General features: G+C 41.7%; 13 protein-coding genes. All 13 read left to right on the top strand.

The genetic code is table 11. The features are described from left to right. Positions 1–114 precede the first annotated feature (114 nt). The 13 genes from NIE32_RS11635 (at position 115) to NIE32_RS11575 (ending at position 11,510) form a co-directional block, all read left to right on the top strand. Positions 115–810 (top strand): flagellar brake protein, encoded by a 696-nt coding sequence (locus NIE32_RS11635; protein ID WP_253077067.1) that lies wholly within the window; start codon positions 115–117, stop codon positions 808–810. 68 nt (positions 811–878) lie between these two features. Then, positions 879–1,556, top strand: coding sequence for a (d)CMP kinase (gene cmk / locus NIE32_RS11630; RefSeq protein WP_253077066.1), 678 nt, complete (start codon positions 879–881; stop codon positions 1,554–1,556). After that, entirely contained in the window at positions 1,553–2,149 is a 597-nt protein-coding gene (locus NIE32_RS11625; protein ID WP_253077065.1) for a lysophospholipid acyltransferase family protein, read from the top strand. Before cmk ends, NIE32_RS11625 begins: the two co-directional genes overlap by 4 nt. A gap of 73 nt (positions 2,150–2,222) precedes the next feature. Next, the gene (gene rpsA / locus NIE32_RS11620) at positions 2,223–3,377 is read left to right on the top strand and encodes a 30S ribosomal protein S1 (protein WP_253077064.1); all 1,155 of its coding nucleotides are present in this window, start codon (positions 2,223–2,225) and stop codon (positions 3,375–3,377) included. Positions 3,378–3,816: 439 nt separating this feature from the next. Next, complete coding sequence (gene der / locus NIE32_RS11615; RefSeq protein WP_253077063.1) at positions 3,817–5,133, top strand: ribosome biogenesis GTPase Der; 1,317 nt, start codon at positions 3,817–3,819, stop codon at positions 5,131–5,133. Positions 5,134–5,149: 16 nt separating this feature from the next. Next, the gene (gene plsY / locus NIE32_RS11610; protein ID WP_253077075.1) at positions 5,150–5,752 is read left to right on the top strand and encodes a glycerol-3-phosphate 1-O-acyltransferase PlsY; all 603 of its coding nucleotides are present in this window, start codon (positions 5,150–5,152) and stop codon (positions 5,750–5,752) included. Positions 5,753–5,797: 45 nt separating this feature from the next. After that, complete coding sequence (locus tag NIE32_RS11605) at positions 5,798–6,850, top strand: NAD(P)H-dependent glycerol-3-phosphate dehydrogenase (protein ID WP_253077062.1); 1,053 nt, start codon at positions 5,798–5,800, stop codon at positions 6,848–6,850. Positions 6,851–6,909: 59 nt separating this feature from the next. After that, complete coding sequence (locus NIE32_RS11600) at positions 6,910–7,173, top strand: stage VI sporulation protein F (protein WP_253077061.1); 264 nt, start codon at positions 6,910–6,912, stop codon at positions 7,171–7,173. Positions 7,174–7,508: 335 nt separating this feature from the next. Then, positions 7,509–8,996, top strand: a complete 1,488-nt coding sequence (gene spoIVA / locus NIE32_RS11595) for a stage IV sporulation protein A (RefSeq protein WP_253077074.1) — start codon at positions 7,509–7,511, stop codon at positions 8,994–8,996. Positions 8,997–9,288: 292 nt separating this feature from the next. After that, a complete protein-coding gene (locus NIE32_RS11590; protein ID WP_253077060.1) occupies positions 9,289–9,561 on the top strand; it encodes an HU family DNA-binding protein in 273 nt (90 codons plus the stop codon). Between the two features lie 285 nt (positions 9,562–9,846). Continuing rightward, positions 9,847–10,410, top strand: coding sequence for a GTP cyclohydrolase I FolE (gene folE / locus NIE32_RS11585; RefSeq protein WP_354327379.1), 564 nt, complete (start codon positions 9,847–9,849; stop codon positions 10,408–10,410). A 27-nt stretch (positions 10,411–10,437) separates the two neighbouring features. Further along, positions 10,438–10,668: a trp RNA-binding attenuation protein MtrB gene (mtrB, locus tag NIE32_RS11580; protein WP_253077059.1), complete on the top strand. Its 231-nt coding sequence runs from the start codon at positions 10,438–10,440 to the stop codon at positions 10,666–10,668. 74 nt (positions 10,669–10,742) lie between these two features. Then, entirely contained in the window at positions 10,743–11,510 is a 768-nt protein-coding gene (locus NIE32_RS11575; RefSeq protein WP_253077058.1) for a heptaprenyl diphosphate synthase component 1, read from the top strand. Positions 11,511–11,528 lie beyond the last annotated feature (18 nt).

The raw sequence follows: 11,528 nt of genomic DNA, 5'->3' as shown, positions 1-11,528 counted from the left end.
CTTGGCTGAACCAAGTCTTCTAATGTATAATGGGAACTGTATATTAGGCTCTTGGTAATAATTGGATTTTGGTTATGCTTAAAGAGTATTTTCAATTGGTTTGGGGATACGGCTATGAAATTAAAAATCGGAGAAACACTGATTCTCGATCAAAAAGATAATCAGAATCAAACGAAGCGGTATCGCTGTAAGATTGCTGAAGTAAAGGAAAATGCATTGATGATCGATTACCCCATTGATGAAGAGACAGGAAAAACGCCGCTTTTTATTAATGGTGCCGTATTCACAGCCGAATACGTGATCGACAAACAAGTGTACCGATTTCAAACGACATTTGTGCACCGCATTGCCAGTCAGGTTCCCCTCATGCTTATGAGCTTTGACGGTGAAGATAAAATGATTGGCATTCAGCGCCGTAATTTTGTTCGGGTGGAAGCTAGTGTAGATATCGCTATTCATTCATCCCAATCAGCTTTTCAGCCGTTCACAGCATTAACCAGTGATATTGGTGGTGGTGGCGTATTAATTCTTTTACCTGAACAGGCAGAGATTGAGGAAAATGATACGGTAGACGTTTGGATCAGCCTGCCAAATAATATAGGCGCTTATCAGTATATTAAGATGCGAGGCGTTATCGTTCGCATTTTTACAGACAAGCTTACCTCAGGAAAGCGTGCGTCCATTCAATTCGTAACTGATTCCGATAGAGAACGTCAGCCGATTATCCGATTTTGTTTTGAAAAACAACTCGAATCAAGAAAAAAACTTCTAGAATTAGAGTCACATAAACATTTCCGTTCTGGAAAATAAAAAGGTGACACACGTTCGAAAGTTTGCAGTTAATGAATGAGTTAAGAAAGATGGGAGTAAGAAGAGACATGGAGAGGTTATTTCAAGTGGCCATTGATGGTCCGGCTGCTGCGGGGAAAAGCACGGTTGCAAAGATTGCTGCGAAGACATTAGGTTATATTTACATTGACACTGGGGCGATGTACCGTTCGCTCACATATAAAGCACTTAAAACGGAAACAGACTTAAATGATGGGCATCTTTTGAAACAGTTGCTTGATCATACTGAGATTGATCTTGTTCAGGAGGGAGACGGTCAGAAGGTTTTCGTTGATCATGAGGATGTTACGGAGCGTATCCGTTATCCCGAGGTATCGGCGCATGTATCGCTTGTTTCTTCTTTTGAGGAAGTCAGAGTGGAGATGGTAAGCCGTCAGCGCAAAATGGCAGAATCCTGTAGCGTAGTAATGGATGGTCGCGATATCGGTACCCATGTGTTGCCGAACGCCCAAGTGAAAATCTTTTTAATCGCTTCAGTTGACGAGCGCGCGATCAGAAGATTTCGTGAGGAAGAGCGAAAAGGATTGCAACCTTCTCTTGAATCATTAAAAGAAGCGATCGCTTTAAGAGATAAAAAAGATATGGAGCGCGAGGTTTCTCCACTTGTTAAAGCTGAAGATGCCATTGCCCTTGATACGACTTCGCTAAGTATTGATGAGGTTGTTGAGAAAATTCTTCAATTGGTAAAGGAGAAACAGCTATCTTGAATCTCTATTCGATCGGAAAACCAATTGTAAACGTTATTTATCACGTGCTTTTTAAAATCACTGTAATCGGGAGTGAAAATATTCCTGAGCAGGGCGGCGTGCTGATCTGCAGTAATCATATGTCAAACTTTGACCCACCATTTGTCGGTGTGAGCATGAAACGAAAACTTAGTTTCCTCGCTAAGGCAGAACTTTTTAAAATACCCTTGATTGGATGGATTTTTTGGCATTTACGCGCGTTTCCGGTACGACGCGGTGCAGGTGATCGTGGAGCAATTCGGACTGCACTTGAGCTACTTCGAGACGGACATGTACTTTTGATGTTTCCGGAAGGTCATCGAAATCTAGAACATTCACGAATGAAGAAAGGGTTGTCAGGTGCCGGTTTTTTTGCTTTGAAAACGGACGCTGTTGTTGTTCCATGTGCGATTATTGGAACGTATAAATTCCGTAGTAAAATGAAGATTATTTTTGGAACACCGATCGATACTACAATAATGAAAGATCAAAGGCTGAAATCTTCTGAGGCGACTACGGTGGTTATGGAGCATATTCAAGCATTACTTGATGAGCACACAGGTCCAACTGCTTGACAAATACGTCTAATTGTAAGAAGTTAGGGTTAGGATATTTTCTCGTCTGGTTAATTAAAGGAGGTCCCGGAGAATGGTTGAAGAAGTAAATCATGAAATGGCGTCTTTTGATGCATTGAATGTTGGAGATGTAGTCAGCGGAAAAGTTACAAAAGTTGAAGAAAAACATGCGTTAGTTGATGTTGGATATAAAGTTGACGGCATATTGCCAATAAGCGAACTCTCAAGCCTGCATGTTGAAAAAGTTGCTGATCTTCTTCACGAAGGTGATGAAGTAAGCGTTAAAGTTACTAAATTGGAAGATGATGAATTGGTTTTGTCAAAGCGGGAAGTTGACGCAGACAGATCCTGGGACGACTTAGAAAAGAAATTCAATGAGAAGACAACCTTTTCTGTAGAAATTGCAGATGTTGTTAAAGGCGGTCTTGTTGTTGATCTTGGTGTTCGTGGATTTATTCCTGCTTCATTGGTTGAACGCCACTTTGTTGAAGATTTCAGCGACTATAAAGGCAAGCCTCTTGATGTGAAAATCGTTGAACTCGATCGTGAAAAACGTAAAGTTATTTTATCACACCGTGCAGTTCTCGATGAAGCTGCTGATAAAAGAAAGATCGAAACGCTTCAATCAATCAAAGAAGGCGCAATTCTTGAGGGGACAGTTCAGCGCTTAACTGATTTTGGTGCGTTTATTGATATCGGCGGTGTTGACGGACTCGTTCACATTTCTCAGCTCGCTCATTATCATGTTGGGACACCATCTGAAGTTGTTTCAGAAGGTGATAAAGTTAAAGTGAAAGTTCTCGGGGTTGATCCGGAAAATGAACGAATTTCCCTTTCAATCAAAGCAGCGCAACCTGGTCCTTGGGAAACAGCAGCAACAAAGATCCATGCTGGTGATGTCATTGAAGGCACAGTGAAACGCCTCGTTCCTTTTGGTGCATTCGTTGAATTAATTCCAGGAGTAGAAGGCTTGGTTCATATTTCTGAAATTTCCCATGACCACATTGGTACACCTGAAGAAGTGCTGTCAGAAGGTCAATCGATCAAAGTTAAAGTATTGGATGTAAACTTTGATGAACAACGCGTATCACTAAGCATTAAAGCACTTGAAGAACCGAAATTGGAAAAACAAGCAGAACTTCCTCAAGAAACTCCTGAGATTGAAGAAGCAGCAACTGGTTTTTCACTTGGTGATATGATTGGTGAGCAATTGAAAAAATATAAATAAGATTAATGATTGGTGATTCATGAAGCGGAAAAAGATGAAGGCACTGTACTGCTTTCTTCTTTTTCCGCTTCTTCAAGGCTTCAACTCTAGTTGCTCTCTAATCCGACTGTATGCAAACTGATCATGTCGGGTATAACAGATAGAGGTGCCTCGCCGAAACACGAGCACGTTCATTGAACCTCTCCTCTTAAAGGAAAGGTTTATTTTATGCGAAGAATTCGGTGCGTGCACTTTAAAAGTTTAAAACAATTTTTATGATAAGATTTAATGTTGTTTTTCTGATTAAAAGGCAATGTGTGCGGCGCCTGCCGGATCGTTTCTGATGAGCGTGTGAACATATGGCAAATACAGTAAAAATACAACAACAGTTTTTAACAAAGCCCAAACAATTAATAAAAATAAAACATGCTTGATCAGGTTTGTTTTAAGGAGGAACATTATGTCTAAACCCACAATTGCGATTGTCGGCAGACCGAATGTAGGAAAATCAACGTTATTCAATCGACTGGTTGGTGGCCGTATGGCCATAGTCGAGGATAAGCCCGGCGTCACACGAGATCGTTTATATGGAAACGGTTCATGGCTCAATTATGAGTTCCATGTCATTGATACCGGTGGTATTGAAATTGGTGATGAGCCTCTGCTCGCTCAAATGCGTGCTCAGGCTGAAATCGCTGTTGACGAATCCGATGTAATTCTCTTTATTGTTGATGGAAAGACAGGAATCACAGATGCAGATGAAGCTGTCGCTCAACTCTTGAGACGTTCAAAGAAACCGGTTGTTATCGGTGTGAATAAACTGGATAACTTCAAGCAGCGGGAACAAGTGTACGAATTCTATTCACTGGGACTCGGTGATCCTTATGGGATCTCTTGTGCACATGGATTAGGAATTGGTGACTTGCTCGATGCTGTCGTTGAAAAATTTCCTTCAGTAGGAATAAATGATGATGAAGACGGAGCGATTCGTTTTGCATTAATTGGGCGTCCTAATGTTGGTAAGTCATCATTAGTGAACACAATACTAGGAAAAGAACGTGTCATCGTTAGTGATATTGCAGGAACGACTCGTGACGCGATTGATACACCATTTACACGTGATGGTCAAAACTTTGTCATTGTTGATACGGCCGGGATTCGCAGACGCGGAAGAGTCTACGAGAAGACCGAGAAATATAGTGTGTTGCGAGCTCAGCGTTCAATTGAAGAATCTGATGTTGTTCTTTTGCTAATTAATGGGGAAGAAGGCATCATTGAACAAGATAAGAAAATTGCCGGCTATGCTCATGATGCAGGACGAGCAATGGTTATCGTTGTCAATAAGTGGGATGCCGTAGAAAAAGATGGCAAGACAATGGACAAGTTTAAAAAGAAAATCCGTGAGCAATTTCAATTTATTGATTATGCACCGATTGTATTCTTATCCGCGCTGACCGGAAGTCGTGTGGATCAGATCTTGCCGGTCATCCAGCAAGTTGCAGAAAATCATAGTTTGCGCGTTCAGACAAGCTTGCTTAATGATTGCATCATGGACACTGTTGCCATGACACCGCCGCCATCCGATAAAGGTAGACGTCTGAAAATTTACTATACGACACAAGTTGCCGTTCGCCCGCCGGTGTTTGTACTCTTTGTCAATGATCCGGAACTTTTACATTTTTCTTACGTAAGACATATTGAAAATCGGATCCGGGAAACTTTCGGATTTATCGGTACACCAATCAAAATTTTATCACGAAAAAAGAATGAAAAGTAAGAGGAGATGCTAAATGATGTTGATCGCGTTATCGATCATTATTTCATATTTAATCGGGTCAATTAGTTTCAGCTATATTATTACGAAGAAAATAAAAAAGATCGATATTCGCAAAACCGGAAGCGGTAACGCAGGTGCAACCAATACCATGCGTGTACTTGGGACCGGACCAGCTCTTGGTGTACTTATTCTGGATGTTCTAAAAGGTATTGTCTGTGTGCTGATTGCACGAGGGTTAGGTATTGATGATTGGGCGGTCGCATGTTCTGGACTAGCAGCGATTATCGGCCACGATTTTCCGGTGTACTTCGGCTTTAAAGGAGGCAAAGGTGTTGCTACGACTATTGGAGTCTTTTTCATGATTATGCCTCTCTATGCACTTATTGCCGGAGTTATCACCATTCTAATCATTGCTCTAACTCGATTTGTCTCATTAGGATCACTCTTTTTTCTCCTGATGACTCCTATACTCGGATGGGTGTTAAATCATTACTCTGCAGGTGTTCTCATTGTTGCATTTTGTATCACCATTCTTGCTTTCTATCAACATAGGGCAAACATAAATCGCCTTATTCATGGTGAAGAAAACAAACTCGGCCATAAGAAAGCCCAGGCTTGAAACTTTTTCAATAAGATCCAGTGAATAGAACAAGGAGGAATTACAATGAAAAAGATTGCGGTACTTGGAGCAGGTAGCTGGGGAACAGCACTTTCTATGGTACTTGCAGATAATGGGCATCAAGTCGCTTTGTGGAGTCATCGGAAAATGCAGGCAGACGAGATATCTGAAAAGCATACGAATGAAAAATATCTACCCGGTGTTACATTGTCTGAGCATATAGTAGGCACGGATAATTTACAGGCGGCTTTGGATCGGGCAGCAGCAGTAGTACTCGTTGTTCCAGCGAAAGCAATGCGGGATGTTTTAAAACAAATTAATCATTGTTTGAAACAGCCGCTCCTTTTTATTCATGGGGTTAAGGGCATAGAGCCAGGGTCCTTTAAAAGAATGTCCGAAGTCATTGAAGAGGAGATTCCAGAAGAACTCAGAACAGCTGTTGTTGTCCTTTCCGGCCCGAGCCATGCGGAGGAGGTTTCCCTGTGTCATCCGACAACGGTCGCCGTTGCATCTACTGATCTCGTTGCAGCAAAAAAAGCACAAGACTTGTTCTTCAACCACTACTTCCGTGTGTATACCAATGAAGATATAGTCGGTGTTGAGATTGGCGGTGCTCTGAAGAATATTATCGCACTAGGTGCCGGAATGCTTGATGGACTCGGATTTGGGGACAATGCGAAAGCAGCGTTGATTACACGTGGACTTGCAGAGATTTCCAGACTCGGCACGAAAATGGGCGCACATCCGTTGACCTTTATAGGACTAACCGGAATGGGTGATTTAATTGTCACCTGTACAAGCGTACACAGCAGAAACTGGCGAGCCGGAAACATGCTGGGTAAAGGTGAAAAATTAGATGCTGTACTCAATCAAATGGGTATGGTCGTTGAAGGTGTGCGTACAGCTGAAGCCGCGTATGCCTTGGCGAAGAAATTGAACGTTGAAATGCCGATTACTTCAGAAATCTATCAAGTACTGTTTGATGGAAAACATCCCAAGGAAGCGGTTGAAGAATTAATGTGCCGTGATAAAAAGGATGAAATTGCACCACTAACACATAGTCTCGAAGAAAAAATTGTGCGTGAACACGAAGCGTGAGCACAGCATTCCTTTTTCCGCATACCATGTAAGGAATGCAGGGAAAAGGAGGACGTTCATTGAATTCCAATAATCCTTTTTTTGATAACATTGAAAAGAAGACGAACGTGAAGAAAGAGGATATCTTAGAGATCGCCAATTCTGTATCAAATGCTGATTTCAGCGATCCCAAGGTGGTCAAAGAATTGATTGCCAGAATTGGGAGCACTGCCGGTGTCCCGGTGACGAAGGAAAAGGAAGAGGCTATTGTGAAAGCCATTACTTCTGGTAATTTACCAAGCAGCTTCTCATCTCTGTCAAAATTTTTCGGCCCAAAACAATAGCAATGGGCCGTCGTCAGCAGCAAAAGAAGTAGGAATAGCATAAAGTATAGGTGCATCAATCATTCTGCAAGAGCGCAAAAGGTGTGGAAGGACTTAGTCATGTAGGGGAAAACTTTTTCAGTTTTCTCCTACTTTTTTTATACATAACAGGCATAAAAAAACGATTGGACAATATTTTAATAGGGATAGGCGGCTGGAAAATGCTGCTGGCCCATTTTGGAATACATCGCTTCGGAGAGTCCAATTTTTAATGGTCTATTCAATGGACAAAGTCATATGTTAGAACGATCACCGAGGTCATTTATTGCAGAAGGAGGAGCGGGAGGGTGCCAACTTTGGAAAAACTTGAACGAGTGGACATTTTCAAGGACATTGCTGAACGAACCGGTGGGGATATCTATTTAGGCGTTGTCGGCGCAGTTCGGACAGGAAAATCAACGTTTATCAAGAAATTCATGGAACTTGTTGTCTTGCCGAACATTGAAGATGAGGCCGACCGTGTGCGTGCAAAAGATGAACTGCCTCAAAGTGCAGCAGGTAAGCAAATTATGACAACAGAGCCTAAATTTATTCCCAATCATGCGGTGAAAGTGACGGTTGAGGAAGGGCTTGATGTCAACATTCGAGTAGTGGATTGCGTTGGCTATGCAGTAAAAGGTGCAAAAGGATTTGAGGATGAAAATGGTCCGCGCATGGTGCACACACCTTGGTATGATGAACCGATTCCATTTCAGGAAGCCGCTGAAATAGGGACAAGAAAAGTGATCCAAGAACATTCAACGCTGGGCGTAGTCATCACTACGGATGGATCCATTGGGGAAATTGGCAGAGATGATTATGTTGAAGCCGAAGAACGAATTGTTGATGAACTCAAAGAGGTCGGAAAGCCATTTATTCTAATTATCAACTCGACACATCCGTATCATCCCGAAACAGAGGCTCTGCGAAAAGAACTGACAGAGAAGTATGACATTCCAGTCCTTGCTCAGAGCGTGGAAAACATAACCGAGCATGATATCAATAATATCTTACGAGAAGCACTCTTTGAATTTCCTGTCCTTGAGGTAAACGTGAACCTTCCGAGCTGGGTAATGGTCCTAAAGGATGAGCATTGGCTGCGGAAGAGCTATGAAGATGCTGTGAAGGAAACAGTTAAAGATATTAAACGTTTACGCGATGTCGATCGTGTGGTCGGTACGTTCGGACAATATGATTTCATTGAAAATGCACAGCTCTCAGGAATTGAAATGGGGAAAGGGACTGCGGAGATTGATTTGTTTGCACCGGATAATCTCTATGACCAGGTTTTGAAAGAGGTTGTCGGAGTGGAAATTCGCGGGAAGGATCACCTCTTGCAGCTGATGCAAGATTTCGCCTATGCAAAAAGAGAATATGATCAAGTTTCTGATGCGCTTAAAATGGTGAAACAGACCGGATACGGGATCGCAGCCCCTTCGATTAGCGATATGAGTCTTGATGAACCTGAGATTATTAAACAGGGCTCAAGGTTCGGTGTTCGTCTGAAAGCAGTGGCACCATCGATTCATATGATTAAAGTTGATGTTGAATCGGAATTCGCACCGATCATTGGTACTGAGAAACAGAGTGAGGAACTTGTTCGATACCTGATGCAGGATTTCGAAGATGATCCGTTATCAATCTGGAATTCAGACATCTTTGGACGCTCATTGAATTCCATTGTTCGTGAAGGTATTTCTGCAAAGCTTGCACAGATGCCTGAAAATGCACGCTATAAGCTTAAAGAGACACTGGAAAGGATTATTAACGAGGGCTCCGGCGGTTTAATCGCCATCATTTTATAATCAATAGATCTAAACGAATGAAGATCCCATAAGGGGGTCTTTTTCTTTTATAGAAAGTCAATGGGTGAGTAGAGATTGCGGATATAATGAAAATGATGCATATGGATTAAATTGGAAGTGAATACGGGAGACTAATTCACTTGTTTGGTCAAAAAGAGATTAAAAAGGCATGGATATGGCAATATTTTTATAAAAGCTGTTGAATTCTTCCATCACATCGTATATGATAAGCGTTGTTGATGTTTCATCCAGCGCAAAAAGGGAGTCATTCCTTTTTAAGGAGGTGAAAGTGTTGAATAAGACTGAATTGATTACTGCAGTTGCAGAATCTGCTGATCTGTCAAAAAAGGATGCTACAAAAGCTGTTGATTCTGTCCTCTCAACGATTGCTGATGCTTTAAAGAGTGGAAGCAAAGTTCAATTAATCGGATTTGGCAACTTTGAAGTTCGCGAACGTTCTGCTCGCAAAGGACGCAATCCTCAAACGGGCGAAGAAATCGAAATCAGCGCAAGCAAAGTTCCAGCATTTAAGCCTGGTAAAGCACTGAAAGAAGCCGTCCAATGATCTGCAAAGTACATAGGACGTAAGTAAGCAGGGGCCATCCTTTTCGGATGGCTCTTTTTGAATGATCAAAAAGAAAATAACTGCACGATTTGAATGAAATAATGAGACAAGATTAACTTTCCTTTATTTTTAAGTTTGCCTATGCTAAACTTTTTTATTAGGCTAGTAGTATAGCGATTACATATATATGATCAGTGGACGATGTATTTACCCATGAATAGTGCGGGATGAATGATTTGTTTTTGTTTCTGCTTGTGGGCAGGATAAACTGGGAGGCAACCATTTGTGAATGTGGATCATGAAAAGATAGAGAAAGCAGTCAGAATGATTTTGGAAGCTATTGGTGAAGATCCTGATCGAAACGGACTGCTTGAGACACCTCAACGCGTAGCACGCATGTATGAGGAAATATTCCAAGGTATGCAGCAAGATCCAAAAGAGTATTTGTCGAAGACATTTGACGAAGCACATGAAGAACTTGTGCTCGTGAAGGATATTCCCTTTTACTCAATGTGTGAGCATCATCTTGTTCCCTTCTTCGGAAAGGCACATGTGGGGTACATACCAAGAGGTGGTCGTGTAACCGGGCTCAGTAAATTGGCACGTGCAGTTGAGGCGGTTGCGAAACGTCCGCAACTTCAAGAACGGTTAACAACTGAAGTTGCAAACAGTATCGTTGAAACTTTGCGCCCATACGGCGTGATTGTTGTCGTCGAGGCGGAACACATGTGCATGACCATGCGCGGTGTCAAGAAGCCAGGGGCGAAAACGATCACCTCGGCTGTTCGAGGTGTTTTTCAGAATGATGCAACCGCTAGAGCAGAAGCAATGTCGTTAATCAATCATTAATTGATACCTGAAGGCGAGGGACGGTCGATGGAATTAAGAAATGAAGAAGTATTAGGTGATTACTTTGTTATAAAAGCTGAAGCTGATGGAGTTAATGTTATCGGGTTGACTCGGGGATCTGAGACACGTTTCTTTCATACGGAGAAATTAGATAAAGGTGAAGTAATGATTGCACAATTCACCGAACATACTTCAGCCATTAAAGTACATGGAAAAGCCACCATCCAGACAAAACATGGTACAATTTCTTCAGAATAATTAGATAGCTGCTGTTTTAATTGGATGAACTCATGAACCTCGAAGACTTGACTTATTGTTTGGGGGGCACTGTATTGTCGATTTATGAAGAAGCGGAGTTGGTTTATCATCAGCTTCTGCATGAAATGAATCACCCATATGTTCAGAAAAATATGCCGAAACCAACCATTGATCGTGATAAACTTATGATCTACTATCTCATGTTTCGGCACTCAGAGACAACTGCAATGGCTCGTACTTGCGCGATAAGTGTCATGCTTGCTGAAATCGGCTTAAATACACATGAAACCATGACTGTATCGCCAATTAGGGATAAAGATGTAGTAAAGAAAAGACAGCTAACCGTATTATCAGGCGATTTTTACAGTGCACTTTATTACTATACACTTGTCCGTCATTCTAAACGTGAAGTTGTAAAATGGGTCGCTGAAGCGATCCAGAATTTCAATGTGCAAAAAAGTCGCTTTTTTTATGGAAAAGCAAGTCTGAATTGGGCGCAGAAAATCGATTCAATAAGAATTATTGAAAGTGCATTGGTGTCCAAAATTGCAACTCAATTAGGCTATGCACATTTTATACCGATACTAAGCAACTTCTTCCTAATCAAGCGTTTGCTTGTAGAAAAGAGAAAACAGGAAAATGCTGATCGTACGAGTGGTTACTTATTAACTGAGTCTGGCGAGGAAAAAGCTACACTCATCAAGAAACTTGAAACTGAAATTAAGACAAAAGGAGATCAGTTTGTCGACACGGTGAACACTTTGGAAAATCCGACAGTGCTCCTGTCTCAGATCACTGAATTCCTGCATCGAAGAGAGCGTAAGATCATTGAAGGGTGTTAAAGAAAGGAACTTTGAAAA

Source organism: Sporolactobacillus kofuensis (assembly GCF_024125425.1).
Taxonomy (GTDB): Bacteria; Bacillota; Bacilli; order Bacillales; family Sporolactobacillaceae; genus Sporolactobacillus; species Sporolactobacillus kofuensis.
The sequence above is the reverse complement of the archived record's forward strand: the minus strand, read 5'-3'. Positions and strand labels throughout refer to the sequence as shown.

Bases quoted from the DNA above. Each gene is read 5' to 3' on its own strand.
- NIE32_RS11605 (WP_253077062.1), top strand. From the start codon at position 5,798: ATGAAAAAGATTGCGGTACTTGGAGCAGGTAGCTGGGGAACAGCACTT.
- mtrB (WP_253077059.1), top strand. From the start codon at position 10,438: ATGGAATTAAGAAATGAAGAAGTATTAGGTGATTACTTTGTTATAAAA.
- cmk (WP_253077066.1), top strand. From the start codon at position 879: ATGGAGAGGTTATTTCAAGTGGCCATTGATGGTCCGGCTGCTGCGGGG.
- plsY (WP_253077075.1), top strand. From the start codon at position 5,150: ATGTTGATCGCGTTATCGATCATTATTTCATATTTAATCGGGTCAATT.
- rpsA (WP_253077064.1), top strand. From the start codon at position 2,223: ATGGTTGAAGAAGTAAATCATGAAATGGCGTCTTTTGATGCATTGAAT.
- der (WP_253077063.1), top strand. From the start codon at position 3,817: ATGTCTAAACCCACAATTGCGATTGTCGGCAGACCGAATGTAGGAAAA.
- NIE32_RS11635 (WP_253077067.1), top strand. From the start codon at position 115: ATGAAATTAAAAATCGGAGAAACACTGATTCTCGATCAAAAAGATAAT.